This is a genomic window from Kitasatospora sp. MAP5-34, from assembly GCF_029894335.1.
GTDB lineage: Bacteria > Actinomycetota > Actinomycetes > Streptomycetales > Streptomycetaceae > Kitasatospora.
Genome location: NZ_JARXZC010000001.1, coordinates 161,105 through 186,893, shown reverse-complemented (window position 1 = coordinate 186,893; position 25,789 = coordinate 161,105). Strand labels below are relative to the sequence as shown.

Below are 25,789 nucleotides of genomic sequence, written 5' to 3'. Positions count from 1 at the left end.
GTTGCCCCGGTTGCCCCGAGCGTCCGCTCCGCGTGCACCGACCCACGACCCGAGGACTCCGGATGCGCCGACTCCCCCTGCTGCTGACCACCGCCGCGCTCTGCGGCTGCCTCGTCGCCGTCGGCGCCCTGCGCGACGACGTGCCCCGGACCACCCCGCCCCCGAACGGCACCGCCTGGCGCGACGCCCGGACGCCCGGCCCGGACGGTACGGTCGCGCAGGCCATCGCCACCGACCAGGCCCGGCTGCGCGAACGCCCCGACGACGCGAACTCCTGGGCCGGTCTGGGCGCGCTGTACGTGGAGCAGGCCCGGCTGACCTCCGACCCCTCCTACTACCCGAAGGCCGACGAGGCACTGCACCGCTCGCTGACCCTGTCGCCGCAGGCGAACGTGGACGCGCTGACCGGTCTGGGCACGCTGGCCAACGCCCGCCACCTGTTCGCCGAGGCCCGCGACCTCGCCGGGCAGGTGATCACCGCCTCCCCCTACCACTGGCAGGCGTACGCGGTGCTGGCCGACGCCCGTACCCAACTCGGCGACGACCAGGGCGCGACCGAGGCCGTCCAGGCCCTGCTGGACCGCCACCCCGGCACGGCCGCGTTCACCCGCGCCGCCTACGACCTGGAGCAGCACGGCCGGTCCGCCGAGGCCAGGCAGGCGCTCCAGCAGGCGCTGGACGGCGCCTTCGACCCCTCCGACCAGGCGTTCTGCCGCTACCAGATGGCCGAGCTCGAGCGGAACGCGGGCAAGCCGGACGTGGCATTGGCGGGGTACCAGCAGGCTCTGAGGGCCGACCCGTCGTACACCCCGGCGGTGGCCGGGAAGGCCAGGGCGGAGGCCGCGCTCGGGCACACCGACGACGCCCTGCGGGACTACACCACCGCGATCGGGCGGATCCCGCTGCCGCAGTTCCTGCTGGAGCTGGGCGAGTTGCAGGAGTCCCTTGGGCACACCGCCGAGGCCTCCCGGCAGTACGGGCTGCTGACCGCCGAACAGCAGCTGGCCGCCGCCAACGGCGTGGTGGACGACCTGTCGCTCGGCCAGTACGAGGCCGACCACGGTGATCCGGCGGCGGCCGTCCGGCTGCTGCGCGGCGAGTGGCAGCGGCGGCAGAACGCCCTGGTCGCCGACGCGCTGGCCTGGGCGCTGCACCGGCAGGGCGCGGACGGCGAGGCGGTCGGTCTCGCCGAGCAGGCGGAGAGCCACGGTTGGCACAACGCGCTGTTCTCCTACCACCGGGGCGAGATCGAGCGGGCCCTGGGCCGGACGGACGAGGCGCGGGCCCACCTGGGCGAGGCCCTGCGGACCGACCCGTACTTCTCGCCGCTGCAGGCGCCGCACGCCCGCGCCGCACTCGACCAACTCGACCAGCACGACCAGCACGACCAGCAGGGCCAGCAGGGCCAGCACGACGCGGGGTAACCGCGCCGCCTCGGCGGAGGGTCGCGAACCGGCCATTCTGGGCCGATCCACTCGACGCCCTTCGTGTGCGACAGAGCTCGGGTTACGTTGTGATCCTCGGCGGATTTGGTTGCCCAGGGCAACCGGAACCCCGGGAACGCAGGTACGGACCCCACTCCACCCGGAGGTTCCCACCATGCTGGTGAGCGTCGATCAGGATCGCTGCTGCAGCGCAGGACAGTGCGTCCTGACTGCCCCCACCGTGTTCGACCAGAGCACCGAGGACGGCTACGTCCAGCTGCTCCAGGAGCGCCCGGAACCGGCCCTGGCCGCCGATGTCCGGCTCGCCGCCGCGCTCTGCCCCGGGCGCGCCATCACCGTCAGCGAATCCGCCTGAGTCCCCAACCCCCCACCCCGGAAGGAGCCCAGCGCCATGACCAGCCCGGACACCGACACCGCTGTTCCCCGGACCACCGACCCCGGACCCACCCTCGTCCTGCCCGCCGAGGCCGACGGCTGCCCCTTCGACCCGCCCTCGGCGTACCGGCAGGCCGCCGACCACGCCCCGGTCACCCGGACCGAGCTCTGGGACGGCTCGTCCTGCTGGCTGGTGACCGGCCACCAGGAGGTCCGCGCCGTCCTCGCCGACCAGCGCTTCAGCGCCGACGGGCGGACCCCGGGCTTCCCCTTCCTCACCCCCGGCCGGCGCGAACTGGCCAACCGGACACCCGCGTTCATCCGGATGGACGACCCGGAGCACGCCCGGCTGCGCCGGATGCTGACCACCGAGTTCCTGGTCAAGCGGGTCGAGGACCTGCGGCCCGCACTCCAGCGGATCGTCGACGACACCCTCGACCGGATGGTCGCGGGCGGCGGGCCGGCCGACCTGGTGACGGAGTTCGCGCTGCCCATCCCGTCCCTGGCGATCTGTCTGCTGCTCGGCGTGCCCTACGAGGACCACGAGCACTTCCAGCGGCAGAGCAGCATCCTGCTGGACATCACCGCCGCCGAGGAGCAGGTCGCCGGGGCCCAGCGGGAGCTGCGCTCCTACCTGGCCGCTCTCACCGCCGACAAGCGCCGCGCGCCCACCGACGACATACTCAGCCGGCTGGCCGTCCGCGAGGACCTGACCACCGACGAGGCGGCCTCGACGGCCCTGCTGCTGCTGGTCGCCGGCCATGAGACCACCGCCAACATGACGGCCCTCTCCACCCTCGCGCTGCTCCGCAACCCGGCGCAGGCCGCGCGGCTGCGATCCGGTCCCGCCGAGGCGAAGGTCGCGGTGGAGGAGCTGCTGCGCTACCTCACGATCGTCCAGCTCGGGCTGCCCCGCGCGGCCACCGAGGACCTGGAGCTCGGCGGCACGCTGATCCGCAAGGGCGACGGACTGCTGTGCATGCTCTCGACCGCCAACCGGGACGAGTCCGTCTTCCCCGGCGGCTCGGATCTCGACCTCGACCGGGACGCCCGCCGCCACCTCGCCTTCGGCTTCGGCGTGCACCAGTGCCTCGGCCAGCCGCTGGCCCGCGCCGAGCTGCAGATCGCGCTGCGCACCCTCTTCACCCGGCTGCCGGATCTCCGGCTCGCCGTGGACGAGGACCAGCTCAGCTACCGGACCACCATGGTCGTCCACGGCGTGCACTCGCTCCCGGTCGCCTGGTAGCCCGCTCCGGGGTGGGCGGGCCGCCCGCCCACCCCGGACACCGCCTCAGCTCGGCTGGGTGAGGGACTTCCAGAGCGTCACCGGGCGGTCCGGCACGACGATGGCGTCCTCGTGCGCGCTGCCGTCCGCGATGCTGATGATGCGGTACTTGTCCCGGTGGAACACCCAGTACGTGCTGACGCCGTTGACGCGCTGCAGGTCCGGCACCGGCAGGATCGTGGTGATCCGCGAGATCCCCGCGAAGCAGTCCCACTCGGAGATCCGCGCGTCGGGCCGCTCCAGCACGTCGTTGTGCCGCAGGCCGTCGGCGATCGAGATGCCCCGGTAGAGCTGCTCGCCGTTCACGGTGTGGAAGGCCCAGTACCAGCTCTTGCCGTCCTTGCGCTGCAGGTCGGGCGCGGGCAGCACGAAGTCGAGCTTGGTCACGCCGGTGAGCGACTGCCACCTGCTGATCGGCCCGTCCGAACGTTCCATCACATCGGCGCGGGAGCCGCCCACCGCGACCGTGATCACCCGGTAGACCTGCTTGCCGTCGACCGAGTGGAACACCCAGAACCAGCTCTTGCCGTCCTTGAGCTGCATGTCCGGGTACGGGATGAAGGTGTCGACCGACGAGACCCCGGCGAGCGAGTCCCACTCGGAGATCCGCTGGTCCGCCTTCTCCAGGGTGTCGGTGCGCTCCCTGCCGTCGGCGATCGAGATCGCCCGGTACAGCTGCTCGCCGTTGACCGTCCGGTACGCCCAGTACCAGCTCTTCCCGTCCTTGCGCTGGAGGTCCGGCACCGGCAGGAAGGTGTCGACCGGCTGGCCGATCTCCGGCTGCCCCTGGTCCGGGAGCCGGCCCTCGCCGAGCGCCTTCAGGGTGCTGACGGACGGCGCGAAGGCGTAGACCGTGCCCTCGGTCTTCACGAACTGCTGGAAGCTCAGCGGGACCGGGTCACCGTCCTGGTTCCAGTTGACGGTACCGGCGATCCCGACCATGGCGTCCGGGCCGGGCGGGGTCTTCCGGTTCGGCGGGAACGTGGAGCTGTCGATCCAGGACTGCTGGATGAACTCGAACTGCGTGACCAGGTCGGTCTGGTAGCTGACGAAGAGCAGACCGCGCGGCGAGTCCGGGCCGCCGGGCCCCTCGGCGGCGGGGTCGAAGGGGTGCCCGTACGGGCTGCCGCGCCGCATGATCCGGCGCCGGTCCATCACCGGGTCCTCCGGGAAGGGCTTGTCTCCGGGCTTCTCCTGCAGGCCGTCGCGCGGGTTGGTCTTGCGCAGGTGGGAGAAGAGCGGGGTGATCTTGCCGTCGAGGTCGTTGCGGAAGCTGATGTCGTTGTCGTTGGACGCGACGGTGTTGAAGGGCGTGTCCGCCACCGGGCACTTGGCGACCGGCGTGCCGGAGCGCCACCGGCCGACCAGCCGGGCCGCCAGCCACTCCACCGAGACGTCGTCGTCCACCGCCTTGCTCTTCTTCAGCACCTCCAGCTGGCGCGCCACCTGCGCCCAGAAGCCGGGCACGTCCTGGGCGAGCCGCCGGACCACCTGGAACGAGCCGTTGAACGCCCAGGCGGGCAGCTTGGTCGGGCCGCCGAGGTCCGAGCGGTCGACCTGCGGATGCCCGCAGACGAACTCGCCGGCCGGGATCAGCCGGGTACCGGGGTGTCCCTTGACCCACTCCGGCCGGAGCGGGTCGGGCTCGTCGAAGCCACGGACGCCCGGCTCGCTGACGCCGTCCTTGAAGCCGAAGTGCTCCTTGCCGCGCCGGGTGCCCGGCAGGGTGGAGCCGTTCTGCTGGAAGACCACCGAGATCTTGAACTGGGCGGCGGCCTCGCGCTGCTCGATCACGGCGGCCTGCAGGTCCTCGGCCGTGTCGGCGGCGACGGTGAGCACCGCGTGGATGAACTCCTCCGACTTGTTGTTGCCGAAGATCCACTTCGACGGGGAGCTCGGAGTGCCGTCCTTGTCGCCGAGGATCGCGGCCCGCGCCACCGGCCCCTGCTGGAAAGCGCCGAGCGCGGTGTCCACGGGCGCCGGCGGGTACGGCGCCTTGTCGATCAGCTTCTCCAGGCCCTGGTACGTGAAACTGATGCCGAGCCAGGTGGCCTTCAGCCCGGTCGGGTCACCGCCCGAGCGCTGACGGGCCGCACTGAACGCCTTGTTGAAGGCCGCCACCTGCCGGGTGGTGGCGATCCGCGGGGTCAGCCTCCCCAGCCAGGTGCGGGCCTTGAGACCGTCCTCGAACTTGAGGAAGAGCAGGACCATCTGGTCCTTCTTGAAGCCCGCCAGAATGTCGCCCTGGATCTCGTCGCTCTCGCGCAGCGGCAGATCGGTGGCGGGCGCAGAGGTCGGGGGTCGGCCGGTCGGGGGCTGGTCGGCCACCGGCAGATCGGTCGTCATACATGCTCCAGCTGTAAATGGTCATGAGTGATCATGGGGGCTGCCGCGATTGCGGAGCGTGATTTCGACCATAGGGTACGTACGCGGAGGACGCAGGGACGGCGGCCCGTGCGAGGGAACGTTCCGTCACCCGTCCGCCCGACCTGTCGAGACAACAACTCCGGCCCGCTGTGAGACTGGACACCGTCCGCCGGTGTTCGAACGGTCCCCCGCCGACCCGGCTCCGGGGCCCACCGCACCCCCTGGATCCACCTGGTCCGCTTCGGCGAAATAATCACTCTCCGTAGCCATCGGATCGGCCACCCTGCGGACCCCCGATCATCGGACCGAGCCGTGACCCGGTCCTCCCGCACCCGCTGTGCCGAAGGAGCCTCATGCCCCGCACCACCCCGCCCCGACGCGCCAGGCTGTCCGCCGTACTCTCGGCCTGCGCACTGGTCTCCGCCATCGCGACCACAACGGTGTTCGCCACCCCGCTGCACGCCGCGCCGAACCCGGCCGCCGACACCGCCGGCGGCTTCACCACCGAGCAGCTGAAGGCCGAGGTCCACCCCGGCGAGCTGGCCGCGCTCGGCCGGGAGGAGGCCGAGTACCGCGCCTGGGCCCGCCTGGAGGCGAGGGCCGCCCAGCAGGAGACCCGGGCCGCCGTGTCGGCGCCGTACCCGCAGTCGGTGCGCACCGCGCGGCTCAAGTTGCTGACCGACACTCAGGCATCACTGAACAAGGCCTTCGACCCGAAGGTCTTCGGCAAGTTCACGGACTACTTCCCCTCCCCCGACTTCGGCGTCCACATCGCGATGCTGCCGACCGGCAAAGTGCTGGTCTTCTCCTTCGAGCCGATCACCGAGGACCCGACGCAGGAGCCCGCGCCGACCCAGACCGTCGGTAAGGACAACCGGGGCCGTGCCTACATCTGGGACCCGGCCAAGGGCACCGGCCGCGACGCGTTCAAGGCCGTCCCGCCGCCGGACGTCGTCCTCGACGACGGCACCGGCGTGTCCCGGCCCGCGCCGTTCTTCTGCGCGGGGCACTCCTACCTGCCGAACGGCATGCTCGGCGTGTTCGGCGGTAACTTCGGCGGGGGCTTCGGCACCGGCGCCAAGCTGTCGCTGGTCTTCGACCCCTGGAACGAGACCTGGACCCGCAACCCCGACATGTCGGTGGGCCGTTGGTACCCGTCGGTGGTGACCGGCGAGGACGGCCGCCAGCTGATCATGTCCGGGCAGTCCGAGTACGGCTGGGGCTGGCCGACCCCGGTCGTGGAGCGCTTCCCCGCCAAGTCCTACAACGTGCCGAAGGACCCGGCGAAGGTGCCGCTGGCGCCGGTGGACAAGTTCGGCGTCGAGGCGCCGTACAGCACCGACTATCCGCAGCTGTTCTCGCTCAACGACGGCAAGATCTACGGCTTCGGCCGCACCGCGACCGAGCAGTGGAAGTTCGACCCCAAGGCGGAGACCCGGACCGACCTGCCGGCCCGCCCGGACTCCGTACAGCGCAACTACGGCTCGGCGGTGGCCCTGCCGGGCGGCTTCAACGGGCCCGACTCGATGCTGCTGCTCGGCGGCAACCGGGACAACCCGAACACCTACCAGTTCTCCGGCAACCAGTGGAGCATGCTCAAGCCCCGGGCCTTCGGCCGCACCCAGGACGACACCCTGATCCTGCCGGACGGCAAGCTCTTCACCGTCAACGGCGCCTACGACATCCGCGACTACGGCAACGGCCCGCTCAACCCCAACGGCGACCTGAAGTACCGTCAGACCGAGGCGCGCGACGCCGACGGCAACTGGAAGCTCGGGCCCGTCCAGCGCCTGGCGCGCGGCTACCACTCCAACGCGGTGATCCTCCCCGACGGCCGGATCATGATCACCGGCGACGAGTTGCAGCAGATCGCCAACAACCCGGACATCAAGTCGGGCATGAACGGCAGCATCGAGATCTTCGAGCCCCCGTACCTGCAGACCGGCAGCCGCCCCACCCTGGACTCGGCGCCGAGCGGCCCGCTCCGCTACAACACGAGCTTCACGGTCAGCACCTCCACGCCCGACAGGGTCACTCGCGCCGTACTGCTCTCCCCGATCACCTCGACCCACTCGGTGGACACCAGCCAACGGCACGTGGAAGTCCAGATCACCGGCCGCAGCGGGAACCAACTGACCCTGCAGACACCGCTGCTGGCGGCGGCGGCCCCGCCCGGGTACTACATGCTCTTCCTGCTCGACGCGGCCGGGGTGCCCAGCGTCGCCAAGTGGGTGAAGCTGGAATCCAAGGACACCGGCGGCCAACTCGGCTGAGCGGTCGGCGGCCACAGCACGGGCGCGGGGCTCTGCCTCGCGCCTTCGCTGTGGCCGCGCATGAGCGGCAAACGTAACTCCCGTGAAGTTAAACCGTGTTCACCACAGCAGTCCCGGGTCTACACTCGCGACCTGATCGGGTGGGTGCGTACGGTGCGGGGGACTTCTCGGGGGGCTGCGGTGGCACAGGGAACGGTGCGTGGTGAGGCGGGGCTCGGCGGCATGCCGACGACGGCCAAGTACGAGGTCGACGCGCTCTTCAAGGATCTGGTGGACCAGTTCAGCCAGGCCCGGCTGCCGATGCCGGTCGTGGTGCTGCACGCCGAGGAGGCCGATGCCGCACTCGACCAGGAGGTGGCGGGCCTGGTGAGCGCCGTCCAGGAGGCGCAGGAGGGCGGCGGGCTGCCCTACCGGCTGGTGGCCGGGCCGACGGGCGGCGATCCGCACCGCAACGCCATCAGCATCCTGGACGGGCTCTCGAGGGGGGCGTGGGCCAAGCGGGGCCCGTCCTGGTACCGGCACTACGCCTTCCCGCGCTCCCGCCTGGTGGCCGCGATCGAGGGCGCCGCCCAGCACGTACTGGCCGCGCCGGAGGCCGGCGCCCAGCAGCCGCTCGACGACCAGGTGGAAGCCGTGCTGACCCGGCTGCGCGATCTGCACTGGCGGCCCCAGCAGGGCGCCGCCCGGATCGGGTGGGCCCAGACGCTGTCTCCGCTGCTCAACTCCGGCACCCTGATCGGCGCGTTCGTGCTGGCCGGGCTGACCACGCTGCTGACCCAGGCGCACTGGGAGGTCGTCGCCGGTGTGGTGCTGGCCTCCTTCCTGCTGCTGATGGTGACCGGCTGGGTCCGGCGGAACACGGCTCCGCTGTCCTGGCTCGGGCAGGCCAGCCGCTGGTTCGCCACCACCACCTTCCTCGCCGCCTCCGGACGGCAGGCCGCCGCCTGGTCGATCTGGCGGCCCCGGCGCTCCTGGGACGTCACCCAGGCCCGGGCCCGGGAGGTGGCCGGCGAGATCATCAAGGCCCAGCTGGACGACCCCTCCGAGGAGCGGGACCGCTCCCAGCAGTTCCACCTGCAACTGCGCACGCTGGCCCTGCTGGAGGACCTGCGCTCGGCGCACCGCGCCTGGGCGCCCGACCTGCGCGGCCGAAAGCGCCGGGTCCCGCCGGTGGTCTTCATGCCGAGGGCGGGCACGGCCAACGGCGGGTTGAAGGTGCTCAGCGCGATCAGCGACGTCCGCAGCCGCCGCAGTGAGCAGGACCCGCTGCTGGTGCTCGCCGGGGTCGCGCAGGAGGATGTCGCGGCCTGGCTGGAGGCGGAGAACCCGGGGCCGGAGCCCGTCCACCCGGTCGGACCGCGCCGGGGCGGCCCGTACGAGAACTGGGTGAGCAACCTCCGGGTACGCCAGGCCCCGAGCCGTGGCCGGGCCCTGGCCTGGACCCTGCCCGTCCGGCTCACCAGAGTCCAGCTGAGCGCCGGGAACACCACCGGCCTCACCGCCGTGGCGGTCCGGCGGACGGCCTGGTTCCTCTGGTCGCGCTGGACGCTGCTGGCCGTGCTGGTGCTCGCGGCCTGCGCCGGTCTGCTGCGCAGCCAGCAGCTCTCCGACCAGTACTGCGAGGGGCGGCTGCTCGGCTCGAACCACGACGCGGTCTGGCGGCTGGACCAGGCCGGCAGCCGGGAGTGCATCGGCCTGGCGACCGGTGGGGTGTCCTTCGCCTCCGGCCACGACATCCGGCTGAACGGTCGAAAGCCCGGGCAGGGCGGCGACGACCAGGCCGGGGCCGCGATCACGCTGGGCACCCTGGAGACGGACATCCGGCAGGAGAACGACCGCGTCGCGTCGCTGCCCGACGTCCGGTACATCACCATCGTGTACGCCGGTTCGTTCACCACCGCCCCCGGGCAGGAGTCACGGGCGCTGAACAGCCTGAAGGAACTGGCCGGGGTCCACCTCGCCCAGCTGCGCAACAACGCGGGCGACCCGCTGAAGATCAGGATCCTGGTGGCCAACGGCGGCCAGGACCTGTACTTCCAGACCGAGATGGTCCACCGGATCGTCGGCGCGGCGAGCCGGGACCACTCGATCGTCGGAGTGGTCGGGCTCGGCCGCGACGCCACCGACAGCGACCAGGCGGTCGGCCTGCTGCAACAGGCCGGGCTGGCGGTCGTCGACACCGAGAACTCCAGCACCACCCTGGCCCAGCGGCACGTCAACTACTTCGGGCTGAGCGCCACCGACCAGGAGGAAGCCACCGCCCTCCGCAAGATCGTGGACGGGTTGGCCCTGCCACCCGCCGCCCGCTGGGCCGCCGTGCTGACCCGGCGGCCGAACAACGACCACGACCAGTACAGCTCCGAACAGGCCGACTACGGTGCCGCGATGCTGAAGAGCGCGGGTTTCCAGCTGGCCGGGGGCGGGCCGCTGGAGTACGGCCTCACCGACAGCGGCGACCCGGACTACCAGAACGCGCTGCGGCAGAGCTGCCAGTCCGGCGACCCGCTGTCCGTGATCTACCTCGCGGGGCGGGCCGACGACGTGAACCAGCTGATGAAGCTGCTGAGTTCGGAGCAGGGCTGCGACCACCCGCTCACCGTCCTGACCGGCGACGATCTGACGAAGGCCCAGTTCAGCACCGGCGCCACCGGGATAGCCCCGAATGCCACGCTCTACTACATCGCCCTCACCGACCCGGCGGTCACCGCCGGGGTGTCCGACCTGGCGGCGACCGCCGCCTCGGAACTGGGGATCACCCCGCCGCCCCGCTCGAACCCGTACGAGGACGACGTCTTCTCCGACGGCGCGCTCGCCCTGGCCTACGACGCGACGGCCGCGCTGCACGAGGGCGCGGCCAAGGCCGGGGCCTCGCAGCACGGCGGCCTGGCCGCCGTGCTGGCCGGGCTGCGGGCGGTGGACCTGACGAACCGGGCCACCGGCACGATCGACTTCCGGGAAACCCGGCCACTGACCACCGGCACCGAGCCGGGCCACGGCATCAACATCATCCGGGTGAAGCCGAACCCGCCCGGCAGCCCCCAGATCGACCTGGTCTGCCACCGCAAGGCCGGGGACACCGGCGACCTGGAGGGCTGCCGGCCCTGAGCGCCCCGCACGCTCGACTACGCTGGCCGCAATGAGACGCAGACCCGTGGTGCCGCCCGCCCCCTTGCCGCAGCGGTACGGCATCGACCCCGTGCGGCTGCGGCTGCCCTCCGACGGGGGCTGGGCGACGGTCCGCGACCACCTGGTCGAGCGGCTGCCCGTGCCGTCCGCCGTGGTCGACGCGATGTTCGGCGAGCGGGCCGTGGTCGGGGTGGACGGGCCGGTGGAGCCGGGTACGCCGTTCACGCCGGGGGTGTACGTCTGGTTCCACCGCGAGCTGCCGGACGAGGTCCGGGTGCCGTTCCCGCTCACCGTCCTGCACCGCGACGAACGGATCCTGGTCGTCGACAAGCCGCACTTCCTCGCCATGACCCCCCGGGGCCGGCACGTCGCCGAGACCGCGCTCGCCCGGCTGCGCCACGAGCTGGACCTGCCGCAGCTCAGCCCCGCGCACCGGCTCGACCGGCTCACCGCCGGGCTGGCGATGTTCGTCGTCGCGCCCGAGCTGCGCGGCGCGTACCAGTCGCTCTTCCAGGAGCGCCTGGTACGCAAGGAGTACGAGGCCGTCGCGCCGCACCAGGACGGGCTCGACCTGCCCCGCACGGTACGCAGCCGGATCGTCAAGGAGCGCGGCGAGCTGGCCGCCCGCGAGGTCGAGGGGCCGCCCAACAGCGAGAGCCGAATAGAACTGGCGGAGCGGCGCGGCCCCCTCGGCCGCTACCGGCTGCTGCCGCTGACCGGGCGCACCCATCAGCTCCGGCTGCACATGAGCAGTCTCGGCGTGCCGATCGTCGCCGACCCGCTCTACCCGTCGGTGCTGCCCGACGCCGCCCCGGACGACTTCTCCCGTCCCCTGCAACTCCTGGCCAGGAAGCTGGAGTTCACCGACCCGGTGACGGGCGCCGAGCACAGCTTCCGCAGCGCGCGCAGCCTGGCCGACTGGGACGGCCGGCCCGAGAAGTAGGACTTAGACCGACCGGCGATTGGGGGGCGGCCCAGAGCTTGAACCAAAGAATGGCATGCACGCCACTAGCCAACCGGCCAGTAACCGACCTACCGTCAACTCCCCGTAGCCTCAACGGAGGAGCTGGCATGCACCGACGCATCCACGCACTCAGGCTCCAGGCCGCCGCCCTCGCGGCCGCCCTCCTGGTCACCACCGCCCTGGCGGCCGTCCCCGCCGCCGCCACCGGGCGGGCCGCCGCCAACGACTACTGCGGCGGCCACTGCACCGACATCCTGCCGCCCGGCGAGAACGGCAACGCCACCCTCGCCGACATCCTGGGCAACAAGGTCTTCGGCACCCACCCCGCACACACCGACGACCAGCTCGGCCCGTACGCCGGACTGGCCTCCGCCTACCCGTCCCTGACGGATAGTCAGCTGACGAACTTCTTCAACGACGCCTCCTTCGGCGTCCCCGCCGACCAGGTGGCGAGCACCAGCACGCCCCGCTCCGACGTCACGATCGTCCGGGACAAGGCGACCGGCGTCCCGCACATCACCGGCACCACCCGCTACGGCACCGAGTTCGGCGCCGGCTACGCCGCCGCGCAGGACCGTCTCTGGGTGATGGACCTCTTCCGGCACGTCGGACGCGGCGAGCTCTCCGGCTTCGCCGGTGGCGCGGCCGCCAACCGGCAGCTGGAGCAGAGCTTCTGGCAGGCCGCCCCCTACACCGAGGCCGAGCTGCAGTCCCAGATCGACGCGATCTCCAACGAGGGCACCCGCGCCAGACAGGCCCTCACCGACGCGCAGGCGTACCTGGACGGGATCAACCAGTACATCAACGAGTCGTACAACGGCCGCTACTTCCCCGGCGAGTACGACCTCACCGGCCAGATCAACGCGATCACCAACGCCGGTGGCATCGCCCCCTTCAAACTCACCGACCTGGTGGCGCTGGCCTCCGTGGTCGGCGCGCTGTTCGGTGCGGGCGGCGGCGGCGAGCTGGCCTCCGCGCAGGTCAAGGAGGCGGCCGAAGCCCAGTACGGCACCGCCACGGGCGACGCGGTCTGGAAGTCACTGCGCGAGGCCGAGGACCCGGAGGCCGTCCAGACGCTGCACAACGGGCAGAGCTTCCCCTACGCCCAGCCGCCCGACAACCCGCAGGGCACCGCGATGCCGGACCCGGGCTCGGTGGTGCCCGAGCAGCTGATCTACGACGCCACCGGCTCCGCCAAGCAGGCGACCACCAAGGCGCCCGGCGTGCTCCCGGGCAACCTGCTCACCGCCAAGCACGGCATGTCCAACGCGCTGGTGGTCTCCGGCAGCCACACCGACGACGGGCACCCCGTCGCCGTCTTCGGGCCGCAGACCGGCTACTTCGCCCCGCAACTGCTGATGCTGGAGGAGCTCCAGGGCCCGGGCATCAGCGCGCGCGGCGCGGCCTTCGCCGGCCTGAGCTTCTACGTCCAGCTGGGCCGGGGCCAGGACTACGCCTGGAGCGCGACCTCCGCCGGGCAGGACATCACCGACACCTACGCCGTCCCGCTCTGCACCACGGACGGCTCACCCGTCACCCTCGCCGCCAACTCCTACCTCTGGCACGGCCAGTGCACCCCGCTGGAGCGCCTCGAACGGCAGGACTCATGGAGCCCGACCACCGCCGACTCCACCCCGGCGGGCTCGTACACCCTGGTGATGTACCGCTCCAACTACGGTCTGGTACAGGCCCGTGGGACGGTCGGCGGGAAGCCGGTCGCCTTCACCTCGCTGCGCTCCACCTACCGGCACGAGGCCGACTCCATCATCGGCTTCCAGATGCTCAACGACCCGGGCGCGGTGCACGATCCGGCGAGCTTCCAGCAGGCCGCGCAGAACATCAACTACACCTTCAACTGGTTCTACGCCGACTCCTCGCACACCGCGTACTACAACTCCGGCAGCAACCCCGTCCGCGCCCCCGGCGTCGACCCCGGCCTGCCGGTGCAGGCGTCGGCGGCGTACGAGTGGCAGGGCTTCGACCCCAGCAACAACACCGCCGACTACACGCCGCCCGCCCAGCACCCGCAGTCCGTCGACCAGGACTACTACATCTCCTGGAACAACAAACAGGCGACGGACTACGCGACGACGGGCTTCGGGATGGGCTCGGTGCACCGGGCCAACCTGCTCGACGACCGGGTGAAGGCCCTGCTGGCCAACGGCGGTAAGGTCACCCGCAGTTCGCTCGTCCAGGCGATGGAGAGCGCGGCGCTCACCGACCTGCGGGCCGAGGACGTGCTGCCGCTGCTGCTGCGGGTGATCCGCAGCGCGCCCGTCACCGATCCGGCGCTGGCCACCGCCGTACAGCAGCTGGAGAACTGGCGGGCCGACGGCGGCCAGCTCAAGGAGACCGCCCCCGGCAGCCACACCTACCTGGACGCGGACGCGATCCGGCTACTGGACGCCTGGTGGCCGCTGCTCGCCGACGGGGTGTTCCGTCCCGGCCTCGGCGACCCGCTGTACACCGCGCTCACCGGGGCGCTGCAGATCAACGAGTCCCCGTCCGGCGGCCAGACCGGTGCGACCAGCGGCGGGGTCAGCGCCAACGAGTCGATCCCGCACAAGGGTTCGGCCTTCCAGTACGGCTGGTGGAGCTACCTGAACAAGGACCTCCGGTCCGTCCTCGGGGACCAGGTGGCCGGCCCGCTGGCCCAGCCGTTCTGCGGCGGCGGCAACCTGGCGGCCTGCCGGACGACCCTGCTCAGCACCCTCGGCACCGCGCTCGCCCAGACCCCGGCCCAGGTCTACCCCGGCGACTCGGACTGCTCGGCCGGTGACCAGTGGTGCGCCGACACCATCATCCAACGCCCCCTCGGCGGGGTGACGGACGCCAAGATCAGCTGGCAGAACCGCCCGACCTACCAGCAGGTCGTGCAGTTCCAGTCCCACCGCTGAAGTTCCGACAGCAACCGGCTCGAACCCGGACGGCCCGAGGACGACCCCCTCCGCCCTCGGCCCGTCCGGTCGTTAGCCCATCCGGGTAACACCGCCGCACATTCGGCGCTGCCGGAGCGCAGTATCGGCGAGATGTTCCCAGACTCGGACTCGAAGGCCAGCCCGAGTCCGAGAGGCAACTCCGTGAACATCCGTCTCCGCCGCTTCATCATCGCGACCGCCGCAGTCTCCATCGGCCTCGGCCTGGCCTCCTGCGGCAGCGCCAAACAGTCCACCGGCTCCACCTCCTCCGGCAGCGCGGCCGGGGCGGTGAAGATCGGGCTGCTGCTCCCCGAGACCAAGACCACCAGGTACGAGCAGTTCGACCGCCCGCTGATCGAGGCGCAGATCAAGTCGCTGGCCCCGAACGCGCAGATCGACTACTACAACGCGAACCAGGACGCGACCACCCAGCAGACCCAGGTGGACACCGCGCTCACCAAGGGCGACAAGGTGCTGATCCTGGACGCCGTGGACGCCAAGGCGATCCAGTCCTCCGTCCAGAAGGCGCACGACGCCGGTGTCAAGGTGGTCGCCTACGACCGGCTGGCCCAGGGGCCGGTCGACTCGTACGTGTCCTTCGACAACAACAAGGTCGGCCAGCTGCAGGGCGAGGCGCTGGTCGCCGCCGTCGGGGCCAAGGCGTCCACCGGCAAGATCATCATGATCAACGGTTCGCCGACCGACCCGAACGCCGCCCAGTTCAAGGCGGGCGCGCAGAGCGCCATCAACGGGAAGCTGACCGTCGGCAAGGAGTACGACACCCCGAACTGGGACCCGAACAACGCCAACCAGGAAGCCGCCGCCGCCATCACGGCCCTCGGCGCGCCGAACGTGGTCGGCGTCTACTCCGCGAACGACGGCATGGCCGCCGGTATCGCGACCGCGCTCAAGGCCGCGAACCTCAGCGTCCCGCTGACCGGTCAGGACGCCCAACTGGACGCCGTGCAGCGGATCCTGGTCGACACCCAGACGATGTCGATCTACAAGCCCTACAAGCCGGAGGCCGACGCGGCGGGTTCGATGGCGGTCGCCTTCGCCCAGGGCAAGACGCCGGACGCCACGGTGACCCCGACCACCGCCACCAGCGGCAGCGGACAGACGGTGCCGTCCGACCTGATCACTCCGATCGTGCTCACCAAGCAGAACATCAAGTCCACCGTGGTCGCCGACGGCCTCTACACCGTCGCACAGATCTGCACGCCGACCTACGCCACCGCCTGCACCGCAGCCGGACTCTCCTGACCGGGATTCCAAGAGCCGGACAGCCGAACCGCTTGCGGGCAGAGGGAGTTGGTGTTCCATGATCGGTGAACCCGTACTGGCGTTGCGCGGGATCTCCAAGCGGTTCGGTGCCGTCCAGGCACTCACCGACATCGAACTGGAGGTCCACCAGGGCGAGGTGGTCGCCCTGGTCGGTGACAACGGCGCCGGAAAGTCGACCCTGGTCAAGTCGATCGCCGGGGTCAACCAGCCGGACGAGGGCGTGATCGAGTGGGAGGGCAAGCCGGTCACCATCCACCGGCCGCAGGACGCCCAGCAGTTGGGCATCGCGACGGTCTACCAGGACCTCGCGCTCTGCGACAACCTCGACGTGGTCGGCAACCTCTTCCTCGGCCGCGAGATCAAGCGCTTCGGCGTACTCAACGAGGTCGCGATGGAGAAGCGCTCGCGCACACTGCTCAACACCCTCTCCATCCGCATCCCCAGCGTGCGCATCCCGATCGCCTCGCTCTCCGGTGGCCAGCGGCAGACGGTGGCCATCGCCCGCTCGCTGGTCGGCTCGCCGAAGGTGGTGATCCTGGACGAACCCACCGCCGCCCTGGGCGTCGAACAGACCGCCCAGGTGCTCGACCTGGTCGAGCGACTGCGGGAACAGGGCCTCGGGGTGATCCTGATCAGCCACAACATGGCCGACGTGATGGCCGTGGCGGACCGGATCGCCGTCCTGCGGCTGGGTCGCAACAACGGCGTCTTCGACCGTCGGAGCACTTCGCAGGAAGAGATCATCTCGGCCATCACCGGCGCCACGGACAACGCCGTGACCCGCCGCAAGGCCCGTGGTACGGAGGGCACCGAGTGACGGACGACGGCAGCACACCACGATCGGACGACCCCAGCCGGCGCCACCCCGAGGACTTCATGTCCACGGACGGCGTCAACGCCCCCGTCCCGGTGGCGGCGCAGGCCACACCGGCCGTCGACCCCCGGCTGATCATCCAGCAGGAAGGCGTCGCCGGTTACCTCAAGGAGTTCCGCCGCCGGCTCGGCAGCGGCGAGCTGGGCTCGCTGCCGGTGGTGCTGGCACTGATCGTCATCTGGGCCGTGTTCGGCAGCCTGAACAGCACCTTCCTGTCCGCGCAGAACCTCTCCAACCTCTCGCAGCAGATCGTCGGCACCGGCATGATCGCCATCGGCGTGGTGTTCGTGCTGCTGCTCGGCGAGATCGACCTCTCGGTCGGCTCGGTCAGCGGACTGTGCGCGGCGATCTTCGCCGTCATGAACGTCACCCACGGGGTCAACCAGTGGGTCGCCCTGCTGGCCGCGCTGGTCGGCGGTGCGATCGTCGGGCTCATCCAGGGCCTCTTCTTCGCCAAGGTCGGCGTCCCGGCCTTCGTGGTGACACTGGCAGGCAACCTGGCCTGGAACGGCCTGATGCTGCAGATCCTCGGCGCCAACGGCACGGTGAACCTCTCCGGGCACGACATCGTCTCGCGGCTCTACACGACCATCTACGGACAGGTCACCGCCGCGTACGGGCTGGCGCTCGCCGGCGTCGTACTCTTCCTCGCCGCTGCTCTGCAGGAGGCGAACCGTAGACGGCGGGCCGGCGTTCCGTACCGGCCGCTGAGCGACATCGTGCTGCGGACCGCCGTACTCGCCGTGATCGCCTTCCTCGCCGCGTACACGCTGAACCAGTACAAGGGGCTGCCACTGGCCCTGCTGATCTTCCTGATCTTCATCGTGGTGCTGGACTTCGTGCTGCGGCGGACCAGCTACGGACGGCAGATCTTCGCACTGGGCGGCAACATCGAGGGCGCCCGCCGGGCCGGTATCAACATCTCCTGGATCCGGATCTCGGTCTTCATGATCGCGTCCACCATGGCGGCCGTCGGTGGCCTCTTCCTGGCGGCCCAGATCCAGTCGGCGAGTCAGACCTCCGGCGGTGGCAACCTGCTGATGAACTGCATCGCGGCGGCCGTCATCGGCGGCACCAGCCTCTTCGGCGGACGCGGCAAGACCTGGTCCGCGCTGCTCGGCGCGCTGGTGATCGGCTCGATCCAGTCCGGCATGAACATCGAGGGGCTCAGCAACGCGATCCAGTTCATGGTCACGGGTGCCGTCCTGCTGGCGGCGGTCGTCATCGACTCGCTCTCCCGCCGGACCCAGAAGGCGGCTGGCCGGGCGTAGCCACTGCACCAGCGGTCAGGGGCGCGAGGCTTGAGCCTCGCGCCCCTGACTACTGGTGCCAGGCCCGTCGATGGAGCAGCCGTGGCCAACATCACGCTGCGCACTCAGTCACCTACGGTCGCGTAGGTCACTTCATAGGGTGAAGTATCTTCGGCATGGCTGACCACCAGGAGACTCTGACCCCACGTTCCTACGCCGCCCTCGGCGACAGTTTCACCGAAGGCCTCAACGACCCGGGGCCGGACGGCCAGTTCGCCGGCTGGGCCGACCGGCTGGCCGGGTTGCTGGCCGCGCGGCGGCCCGACGGCGACTTCCGGTACGCCAACCTCGCCGTCCGGGGGCGCCTGCTCGACCAGATCATCGCCGAGCAGGTGCCGCAGGTCCGTGAGATCGGACCTGACATGGTGACGTTCTGCGCGGGCGGCAACGACATCCTGCGGCCGGGCAGCGACCCCGACGAGGTCGCGGAGCGGTTCGAGGCCGGTGTGTTGCAACTGCGCGAGTGCACCGGGACGGTACTGATCGCCACCGGTTTCGACACCCGGGGCGTGCCGGTGCTCGGGCTGCTCCGGGGCAAGATCGCCACCTTCAACGGGCACCTGCGCGCGATCGCCGACCGGAACGACTGCGCCGTCGCCGACCTCTGGTCGCTCCGGGCCGTGCACGACCGCCGCGCCTGGAGCGAGGACCGGCTGCACCTCTCCCCCGAGGGCCATCAGCGGGTCGCGCTGCTCGCCGCCCGCGCGCTCGGCCTCGCCGTCGACGAGGACCCGGACGCGCCATGGCCCGCCCAGCCCGTCCCGACCCCGGCCGACGTACGCCGCGAGAACCTCCAGTGGGCCCGCAGCCACCTGCTCCCCTGGGTCGGCCGCCGCCTGCGCGGCGAATCCTCCGGCGACCGGCTGGCGGCCAAGCGCCCGGAGCTGCTGCCGCTCTGACGGCGCCCGGAGGCCGTAGGGGCGCGCGGAGGCACGCGCGCGCCCCTACGGGCTGGTGGTCAGCGTCCCAGTTCGGCGTGCGCCTGAGCGAGCATCAGGTAGCCGTCGCCGTTGGCCTTGATGCCCGCACGCTCCTCCTCGGTCAGCTCGCGCCTGACCTTGCCCGGCACGCCGGCCACCAGCGAGCCGGCCGGGATCTGCATGCCCTGCGGCACCACCGCACCGGCCGCGACCAGTGAACCAGCCCCCACCCGGGCGCCGTTGAGCACGACCGCGCCCATGCCGACCAGTACGTCGTCCTCGATCGTGCAGCCGTGCAGCACCGCGTTGTGACCCACCGTCACCCGCGCGCCCACCACCAGCGGGAAGCTCGGGTCGCTGTGCAGCGTGCAGTTGTCCTGGATGTTGCTCCCCACGCCCACCGCGATGGACTCCGCGTCGCCGCGCAGCACCGCGCCGTACCAGACGCTCGCCCCCTTGGCCACCGCGACCGATCCGAGCACCACCGCGTTCGGGGCGACGAACGCCGTCGGGTGGACCTCGGGCACGCGGCCCGCGACTGCGGCGATCAACGGCTCTGCCATGGCTCTCCTGCTTCCGTGTGCGGTGTTGCCCTACCAGCCAGTAGGACATCACACTCCTCCACTCCGGACCAGGGCCGGCCGATCTTCGTCGCCGGGATGTCCCTCTATTTCCTAGCATGAACATTTCATAACAGGTGGCGTGAAGCCCCGGGCGGCGGGACAGGCATTCGACTTACCGTCAACTGTCCCCTTCCCCAACCGCACCGGAGGACCCCGTGCGCACAAGGTTGATCGCCGCCGCTGCCGCAAGCGCGGTACTGCTGCTCCTCACCAACCCGGCCTCGGCCGCCGCAGCGACCCCGACCCCGGGCGCGCCCGGCGCCGGCGACCCGTACTACCCGACCTACGGGAACGGCGGCTACCGCGTCTCGCACTACGACCTCAGGCTGAAGTACCAGCCCGCCACCGACCGGCTCGACGGCACGGCGACCATCCTCGCCACCGCCACCCAGGACCTCTCCCGCTTCAACCTCGACTTCGCCCTCGACGTCAGCGAGGTCCTGGTCAACGGTCACAAGGCTGCCTTCGCCAACACCGGCGTACAGGAGCTGGAGATCACCCCCGCCGCGCCGCTGGCCAAGGGCTCGCAGGCGACGGTGGTCGTGCGGTACTCGGGGACACCGTCGAAGGTGGTCCGCTACGGGTTCACCGCCTGGCTGCGCACTCCTGACGGCGCGGTCGCGGCCGACGAGCCGGAATCCGCCTGGTGGTGGTTCCCGAGCAACGACCACCCCTCCGACAAGGCGACCTTCGACGTCTCCGTCCTGGTGCCCGACGGCACCCAGGCGATCAGCAACGGCGTCCTCACCGGACAGAGCTCCAAGCTCGGCTGGACCAGGTACGACTGGCGGGAGAACAAGCCGCAGGCGACGTACCTCGCCACCCTTGCGGTCGGCAAGTTCGACCTCACCACCGGGACCACCGCCGCCGGCGTGCCGGTGTTCAACGCGTACAGCAAGGACCTCGGCGACAACGCCGACGCCGCCCGCGCCAGCGTCGAGCGCACCGGCGAACTCGTGGACTGGCTGAGCGGCCTGTTCGGCCCATACCCGTTCAGCTCGGTCGGCGGGTACGTCCCGAACGTCAGCACCCACTACGCGCTGGAGACCCAGACCCGGGTCTTCTACAGCCCGGCGCAGTTCGCCAAGGGTGCCAACACCTCGGTGGTCGTCCACGAGCTGGCCCACCAGTGGTACGGCGACAGCGTCTCGCTCGAACGCTGGGGCGACATCTGGCTGAACGAGGGCTTCGCCACCTACGCGCAGTGGCTCTGGTCCGAGCACGAGGGCGAGGGCACCGCCCAGGAACTCGCCGACTACGTCTACGCCTCCCACCCGGCCGGCGACGCCTTCTGGACCGTCAAGCCCGGCGACCCCGGCCCGCAGAACCAGTTCGACATCGCCGTCTACGACCGGGGTGCGCTCGCCATCCAGGCACTGCGCAACACCGTCGGAGACGCCAAGTTCTTCCAGATCCTGAAGGCCTGGCCGACCGAACACCGCTACGGCAACGCGACCATCGCGCAGTTCCGGGCCCTCGCGGAGCGGATCTCCGGCAAGCCGCTCGGCCCGTTCTTCCAGACCTGGCTCTACACCCCCGCCAAGCCCGCCGCACCGGCCCTGCGCTCCGCGAAGCTGGGGCTGGGGCTGCCGTCGTCGCCGCTGCCCGAGCCCCGCTCGTGGCAGCAGATCCAGGCAAGCCACACCCGCCAGCCCTGACGTCCGGTCAGTAGAGCAGCTCTGACGATCCGTCAACTCGGCTGACCGGCGGGGCCGCCGCCTCCCAGTAGCCCGGGTCGGCGGCCGGCAGGCCGCGCAGGTCCGACCGGATCCGCGCGGCCAGCTTGCGGGTGTCGCGGCGGTTGACCACCACTCCCGCCCCGGCGCCGACCAGCATCGGCGCCAGGGACGGGAGCCGCCGCAGCGTGCTGCGGGTCAGCCGCTTGCGGACCTTGTGCCGCACCTCCGCGCTCACCGCCACGGCCGCCAGACCGGCGGGGCCGATCAGCGCCGCCCGGTCGATCCCCCGCCGGTCCGCCCAGGACGTGACGTACGCGGAGGCGCGCTGCGCCCTGGTCCCGACGGGGGCCTGCCCGTACACCTCGTGCAGCTCGGCGATCAGCTTGATCTCGACGGCGGCCACCGCCAGCGTCTCCGCCGCGATCTCCAGCGGCATCGCGGGCGGCGTCGGCAGCATCGCCGCCGCGCCGACGCTCGCCCCCACCGCAGCGGACGCCCGGCAGGCGCCGAGCGCCAGCCGGAAGGCCAGCTCCTCGGGCCCGACCGCGTCCGGGTGCTGGGCGCGGAGCGTGGCGAGATCACGGATCGGGATGCGTGGGGCCGCCTCCAGCAGCCGGTCCGCGAGCGCACGACCGCCGTACCCCGCACCCTTGGCGGCGGCGAGGCCGCCCCTGCTCAACAGCCCCGCCACTGCGGACACCAATGCGGAGGCCCGCCTGCGACCGTGCTCGCGGTACCAGGCCAGGCGACCGGCGGGTGTCACGCCGGGCAGCCGGCGTTCCATCTCGCTGGAGAGCCCGGCCAGGCCCTCGATCGCCTCGGTCGCCTCATCGGCGGAGGCGGCCGGGACGACCTCGGCCGCCCGGGGGTGATCGTGGTCCGGGTGTCTGCGCCGACGGAGAAGTCCCATGAGCTGCGCCTACCCGGTGGACGCCCCCGCACTCCTCGTCCGCCCGGGCCATTCACCCTTGTGCCGAGACACCCGGCACTCCGGGGTCGGCTACCCCAGGGGCCGGTCGCCTACCTGTCGGCGGAGCCTCCCACCGGCTCGAACACCCGGAGCTCTGCCACTCGACCGGGACGGCCGAGCCTTCGCGCGACCCGGCAGCCCAGACAGTCCTGATGCCCCGTCATGGGGTCCTTGACCCGCCAACTCCACTCGCCACCCGGCCGGGGGCCGCTCGGCTTGCCCCAACCGGCGAGGTGCAGCTGGTGAACCTGACCACGGGCGCCATCACCGGGGTCATCAACCGTCTCGAACGGGCCGGGTACGCACACCGGCAGGCCGACCCGGCCGACCGCCGACGGGTACGGATCGTGCCGGAGGAGGCTGCGGTCGCCCGCGTTCACGAGGTCTACGAGCCGCACTACCGCGACCTCGCCAAGCTGTTCGCCGACTACTCCCCCGACGAGACCGCCGTCCTGGCCGACTGGTTCAGCCGGGCCACCGCCCTGATGCGGACCCACCTCGAAGCGATCCGCCGACGCGGCACCCCCTGACCGCCGAACGCCCGCAAACGCAGAAGTCCGGCCGTTCCGGTGCGGGGAGCACGGAACGGCCGGACGCTGACTCAACGCTGGAGCAACCCTGACGGGTCGGATCAGATGCTGAGGACCTGACCCGGGAAGATCACGTCGGCGTTGCCACCGATGACCTTGGCGTTGTTGCTGTAGAGGGTGTTGAGGTTGACGCCCTGGTCGGCCGCGATGGCGCTGAGGGTGTCACCGCTCTTCACGGTGTAGGTGCCAGCGACGCTCTTCGGCGCCTGGGCGGCGGGAGCCTTGGCCTCGGACTTGTAGGTCGAGGAGTTGGAGTGGCCCTTCGCGACCGTGGAGTCGGCCTTCGGGGTGGCGCTCTTCGACTCGGTGCTCTTCGACTCGACGCTCTTCGGCGTGCTGCTGCTCTTCGCACTGGAGGACGCGGCCGACGAGGAGGACGAGGAGGACGAAGTGTCGACCTGGGCGGCGGTGCCACCCGCAGTCAGGCCGGCCTTGACGGAGCAGACCGGCCAGGCGCCGGGGCCCTGCGAGGCGAGGACCTTCTCGGCGACGGCGATCTGCTGGGCCTTGGACGCCTGGTCGGCGGAGCTCGCGTACTGGGTGCCACCGTAGGCGGCCCAGGTGCTCGGGGTGAACTGCAGGCCGCCGGAGAAGCCGTTGCCGGTGTTGATGCTCCAGTTGCCGGTGCTCTCGCACTGGGCGACCGCGTCCCAGGTGGAGACCGAGGCGGCGGAGGCCGAGTTGGCCGTGACGAGGCCGGCCACCGGGAGGACGAGGACAGCCCCGCCCATGAGGGCCATCCGCACGCGGTTGCGCTTGGTGGTGGAGGTGGCAGCGGCGGTCTCGTTACGGAAGGTCATGCAGATCCTTTCGGAAGCCCCGGGCGGACAGCACGACGAAACCCACCAGGGGCTTCCTTCGGTACGTCTCACTCGACGAGCGGCCGCTCACGTGTCTACGTGGCCTGCCGCCCCGGTCACCGTCCCGTGCACCGTCCGCCCCAGGAGGGCGTGGGCTGCGGGGGTGAACCCGGGCAGTGCTCGTTGCACTGGTTACGAAGCTACGAGCCGCGCCCCACCCGCTTCAAGCATTCCGGCGACTTCCCAGCTCAGAACCCTGTTACCGAAGGTAAGGCCGAGTCTGCGGGCCCGGAAAACCAGGGTCGGCGGCGCACTCCCAAGATCGACGAACCCCCGATTGTGCCCGCGACCACACCCCCGGGCACGTGAGCCCGGGCACATGGTGCACCGTCCGTGACACCCCACACGCGGACCGTCGGATTGGATCTTGCCCACCCGGCCCTCCCGGTGGCCCCGCTCACAGCTGGTCGGCGTCGGCCGGCCGCAGGCGTCCGAGCTCAGCGGGAGCCTGCAGCGGCTACCTGGAGCCGCCGCGAACAGGCCGCCCGTTGGACGACCGAGAGCCCCGCGACCAGCGCCCCCAGCACGACCCACCCGGCCGGCCCGGCGGCCATCACCACGCCGGTCAGCAGCGGCGGCCCGGCGGACTTCTGGATGGACTGGGACATCCCGGCCACCCCCAGATACGAAGCGCGGGCCTCCTGCGGCGCGAGCGAGACCGCCAGCTCCCACGAACTCACCGAACGCATCAGCTCCGCCAGCGTGACCAGCAGCGCTGCGGCGAGCATGAGCGCCGTGGCCGTCCAGGCTCCGCCACGGGAGGCGGCTGCCATCACCAGGCAGCACCCGAACAGCAGGACCCCGTACGCCAGCACCGCCCAGGTGGCCGGGCGCGGCCCTTCGACCCTGGCCGACACGCGCAGCTGGAGCAGCACGACCAGCACGGTGTTGATGACCAGGAAGGCCGGGACGAGGGCGTGCGGCGCCGAGGTGCGGTTCACCAGCCACAGGGGCAGGCCGACGTTCAGGATCGAGTCGTCGATGCACATCGCGATGTCCAGCAGGACGAACAGCAGGTAGCCCCGGTCCCACCACGGGTTCGCCGGACGGGCGGACGGGCGGCTCCCGGCCGCAACGCCACCCGGCCGGGCCGCTTCGGCGCTGCCGTCCTGCGGCTCCCGAGTCCGCCACACCAGCGCCGCAGCGGCGGCGAACGACAGTGCGTCGCCAACGATCAGTGCCTGGTAGGCCCCGTGGGTCCCCACGGCCAGGCCGATGGCCGCGATCCCGGCGCCGAGAGCGCAGCCCGCGTTGGTCGCACTGCGGGACAGTGCCTGGTAGGCCGCGCGCTGCTCCCCCGCCGCCCGGGTGGCGAAGAGCATCTCCAGCGTCTTCGCTCCCCGGTCGCCCAGGTAGGTGACGGCGACGACGGGGAGCAGCGCATTGAACCCGTTGCACACCAGCAGCAGGCCGAGAGTCACCAACCGGAGCAGGTGACAGCCGATCAGCAGCGAGCGCACCGGAAAGCGGTCGGCCAGCCGTCCGGCCACCGGTGAGCCGACGATGCCCGCCACCCCGGCCACACCCAGCAGCAAGCCGATCTGGCGGGCGCTCAGGTGCGTCACGAAGGTGAAGTACAGGACCGAGGAAGAGGCCCACAGCCCTGATCCGGTCCGGTCCAGGCCCAGCGCGAGCAGCATGATCCGCGCGTTGCGGCCGCCCGGCGGGTTGCGCAGCTGCGCTATCAGGCCCTGTCCGCCCCTCGGGTTCTCCCCACCGCCCGTGCCGTACCGCATCGCCCGTCCCCCGGATATGTCCCGACAGCAAATACTCAAGTGATCAACTGACCAGGGGAAGCCTGCCCCGAGATAATCTCGATGTCAAGATACTTGATGTCAATAGACCTCTCGCCCCAGTCATCCCGAGCCAGGGCTGTGACCAGCACAGTGGGGCGGCCGGCAGGCAGATCCGGGCGGGGCTGCGAAG

The 25,789-nt window shown here is 71.3% G+C and carries 18 protein-coding genes and 1 pseudogene; 13 read left to right on the top strand and 6 right to left on the bottom strand.

The window, feature by feature from the left end; genetic code table 11:
• Positions 1 to 62 precede the first annotated feature (62 nt).
• From P3T29_RS00865 to P3T29_RS00855, 3 genes are all read left to right on the top strand, one after another.
• Positions 63 to 1,424, top strand: coding sequence for a tetratricopeptide repeat protein (locus P3T29_RS00865; RefSeq protein ID WP_280714227.1), 1,362 nt, complete (start codon positions 63 to 65; stop codon positions 1,422 to 1,424).
• A 175-nt stretch (positions 1,425 to 1,599) separates the two neighbouring features.
• Positions 1,600 to 1,800, top strand: coding sequence for a ferredoxin (locus tag P3T29_RS00860; protein ID WP_280714226.1), 201 nt, complete (start codon positions 1,600 to 1,602; stop codon positions 1,798 to 1,800).
• A 36-nt stretch (positions 1,801 to 1,836) separates the two neighbouring features.
• On the top strand, positions 1,837 to 3,066 hold the full coding sequence (locus P3T29_RS00855) for a cytochrome P450 (RefSeq protein ID WP_280714225.1): 1,230 nt from the start codon (positions 1,837 to 1,839) through the stop codon (positions 3,064 to 3,066).
• Positions 3,067 to 3,111: 45 nt separating this feature from the next.
• On the opposite strand, the gene P3T29_RS00850 is transcribed toward P3T29_RS00855, so the two are convergent.
• Positions 3,112 to 5,451 carry a hypothetical protein gene (locus P3T29_RS00850; RefSeq protein ID WP_280714224.1) on the bottom strand — a complete coding sequence of 780 codons (2,340 nt, stop codon included), beginning with the start codon at positions 5,449 to 5,451 and terminating at the stop codon, positions 3,112 to 3,114.
• A gap of 374 nt (positions 5,452 to 5,825) precedes the next feature.
• Between P3T29_RS00850 and P3T29_RS00845 the strand changes: the two genes are divergently transcribed.
• From P3T29_RS00845 to P3T29_RS00810, 8 genes are all read left to right on the top strand, one after another.
• A complete protein-coding gene (locus P3T29_RS00845; RefSeq protein WP_280714223.1) occupies positions 5,826 to 7,745 on the top strand; it encodes a galactose oxidase early set domain-containing protein in 1,920 nt (639 codons plus the stop codon).
• Positions 7,746 to 7,925: 180 nt separating this feature from the next.
• Positions 7,926 to 10,850, top strand: a complete 2,925-nt coding sequence (locus P3T29_RS00840) for a hypothetical protein (RefSeq protein ID WP_280714222.1) — start codon at positions 7,926 to 7,928, stop codon at positions 10,848 to 10,850.
• A 31-nt stretch (positions 10,851 to 10,881) separates the two neighbouring features.
• Positions 10,882 to 11,814 (top strand): pseudouridine synthase, encoded by a 933-nt coding sequence (locus tag P3T29_RS00835; RefSeq protein WP_280714221.1) that lies wholly within the window; start codon positions 10,882 to 10,884, stop codon positions 11,812 to 11,814.
• 128 nt (positions 11,815 to 11,942) lie between these two features.
• The gene (locus tag P3T29_RS00830) at positions 11,943 to 14,732 is read left to right on the top strand and encodes a penicillin acylase family protein (protein ID WP_280714220.1); all 2,790 of its coding nucleotides are present in this window, start codon (positions 11,943 to 11,945) and stop codon (positions 14,730 to 14,732) included.
• 183 nt (positions 14,733 to 14,915) lie between these two features.
• Entirely contained in the window at positions 14,916 to 16,016 is a 1,101-nt protein-coding gene (locus P3T29_RS00825) for a substrate-binding domain-containing protein (protein ID WP_280714219.1), read from the top strand.
• Between the two features lie 58 nt (positions 16,017 to 16,074).
• Positions 16,075 to 16,854 carry an ATP-binding cassette domain-containing protein gene (locus P3T29_RS00820; protein ID WP_280714218.1) on the top strand — a complete coding sequence of 260 codons (780 nt, stop codon included), beginning with the start codon at positions 16,075 to 16,077 and terminating at the stop codon, positions 16,852 to 16,854.
• A 59-nt stretch (positions 16,855 to 16,913) separates the two neighbouring features.
• Positions 16,914 to 18,182 (top strand): sugar ABC transporter permease, encoded by a 1,269-nt coding sequence (locus P3T29_RS00815; protein WP_280714448.1) that lies wholly within the window; start codon positions 16,914 to 16,916, stop codon positions 18,180 to 18,182.
• 155 nt (positions 18,183 to 18,337) lie between these two features.
• Positions 18,338 to 19,120 carry an SGNH/GDSL hydrolase family protein gene (locus tag P3T29_RS00810; RefSeq protein ID WP_280714217.1) on the top strand — a complete coding sequence of 261 codons (783 nt, stop codon included), beginning with the start codon at positions 18,338 to 18,340 and terminating at the stop codon, positions 19,118 to 19,120.
• A gap of 59 nt (positions 19,121 to 19,179) precedes the next feature.
• Here the strand turns inward: P3T29_RS00810 and P3T29_RS00805 are convergent, their stop codons facing one another.
• Positions 19,180 to 19,704 (bottom strand): gamma carbonic anhydrase family protein, encoded by a 525-nt coding sequence (locus tag P3T29_RS00805; RefSeq protein WP_280714216.1) that lies wholly within the window; start codon positions 19,702 to 19,704, stop codon positions 19,180 to 19,182.
• A 215-nt stretch (positions 19,705 to 19,919) separates the two neighbouring features.
• Here P3T29_RS00805 and P3T29_RS00800 point away from each other — a divergent pair, with 215 nt between their 5' ends.
• On the top strand, positions 19,920 to 21,422 hold the full coding sequence (locus P3T29_RS00800) for a M1 family metallopeptidase (protein ID WP_280714215.1): 1,503 nt from the start codon (positions 19,920 to 19,922) through the stop codon (positions 21,420 to 21,422).
• 7 nt (positions 21,423 to 21,429) lie between these two features.
• Here P3T29_RS00800 and P3T29_RS00795 read toward each other — a convergent pair whose 3' ends face one another.
• Together P3T29_RS00795 and P3T29_RS00790 are read right to left on the bottom strand one after the other, a co-directional pair.
• Entirely contained in the window at positions 21,430 to 22,353 is a 924-nt protein-coding gene (locus P3T29_RS00795; protein ID WP_280714214.1) for a hypothetical protein, read from the bottom strand.
• Between the two features lie 110 nt (positions 22,354 to 22,463).
• Positions 22,464 to 22,652: pseudogene (locus P3T29_RS00790) on the bottom strand (HGxxPAAW family protein); the annotation flags it as partial.
• A 3-nt stretch (positions 22,653 to 22,655) separates the two neighbouring features.
• On the opposite strand from P3T29_RS00790, the gene P3T29_RS00785 reads away from it, so the two are divergent.
• Positions 22,656 to 22,943 carry a MarR family transcriptional regulator gene (locus P3T29_RS00785; protein WP_348532781.1) on the top strand — a complete coding sequence of 96 codons (288 nt, stop codon included), beginning with the start codon at positions 22,656 to 22,658 and terminating at the stop codon, positions 22,941 to 22,943.
• Positions 22,944 to 23,044: 101 nt separating this feature from the next.
• Here the strand turns inward: P3T29_RS00785 and P3T29_RS00780 are convergent, their stop codons facing one another.
• Both P3T29_RS00780 and P3T29_RS00775 read right to left on the bottom strand, forming a co-directional pair.
• A complete protein-coding gene (locus tag P3T29_RS00780; protein ID WP_280714213.1) occupies positions 23,045 to 23,803 on the bottom strand; it encodes a transglycosylase family protein in 759 nt (252 codons plus the stop codon).
• A 497-nt stretch (positions 23,804 to 24,300) separates the two neighbouring features.
• Entirely contained in the window at positions 24,301 to 25,599 is a 1,299-nt protein-coding gene (locus P3T29_RS00775; RefSeq protein ID WP_280714212.1) for an MFS transporter, read from the bottom strand.
• Positions 25,600 to 25,789: the final 190 nt, after the last annotated feature.

Bases quoted from the DNA above. Each gene is read 5' to 3' on its own strand.
- P3T29_RS00845 (WP_280714223.1), top strand. From the start codon at position 5,826: ATGCCCCGCACCACCCCGCCCCGACGCGCCAGGCTGTCCGCCGTACTC.
- P3T29_RS00835 (WP_280714221.1), top strand. From the start codon at position 10,882: ATGAGACGCAGACCCGTGGTGCCGCCCGCCCCCTTGCCGCAGCGGTAC.
- P3T29_RS00855 (WP_280714225.1), top strand. From the start codon at position 1,837: ATGACCAGCCCGGACACCGACACCGCTGTTCCCCGGACCACCGACCCC.
- P3T29_RS00775 (WP_280714212.1), bottom strand. From the start codon at position 25,599: ATGCGGTACGGCACGGGCGGTGGGGAGAACCCGAGGGGCGGACAGGGC.
- P3T29_RS00815 (WP_280714448.1), top strand. From the start codon at position 16,914: ATGTCCACGGACGGCGTCAACGCCCCCGTCCCGGTGGCGGCGCAGGCC.
- P3T29_RS00850 (WP_280714224.1), bottom strand. From the start codon at position 5,451: ATGACGACCGATCTGCCGGTGGCCGACCAGCCCCCGACCGGCCGACCC.
- P3T29_RS00860 (WP_280714226.1), top strand. From the start codon at position 1,600: ATGCTGGTGAGCGTCGATCAGGATCGCTGCTGCAGCGCAGGACAGTGC.
- P3T29_RS00810 (WP_280714217.1), top strand. From the start codon at position 18,338: ATGGCTGACCACCAGGAGACTCTGACCCCACGTTCCTACGCCGCCCTC.
- P3T29_RS00820 (WP_280714218.1), top strand. From the start codon at position 16,075: ATGATCGGTGAACCCGTACTGGCGTTGCGCGGGATCTCCAAGCGGTTC.
- P3T29_RS00865 (WP_280714227.1), top strand. From the start codon at position 63: ATGCGCCGACTCCCCCTGCTGCTGACCACCGCCGCGCTCTGCGGCTGC.
- P3T29_RS00805 (WP_280714216.1), bottom strand. From the start codon at position 19,704: ATGGCAGAGCCGTTGATCGCCGCAGTCGCGGGCCGCGTGCCCGAGGTC.
- P3T29_RS00830 (WP_280714220.1), top strand. From the start codon at position 11,943: ATGCACCGACGCATCCACGCACTCAGGCTCCAGGCCGCCGCCCTCGCG.
- P3T29_RS00795 (WP_280714214.1), bottom strand. From the start codon at position 22,353: ATGGGACTTCTCCGTCGGCGCAGACACCCGGACCACGATCACCCCCGG.
- P3T29_RS00780 (WP_280714213.1), bottom strand. From the start codon at position 23,803: ATGACCTTCCGTAACGAGACCGCCGCTGCCACCTCCACCACCAAGCGC.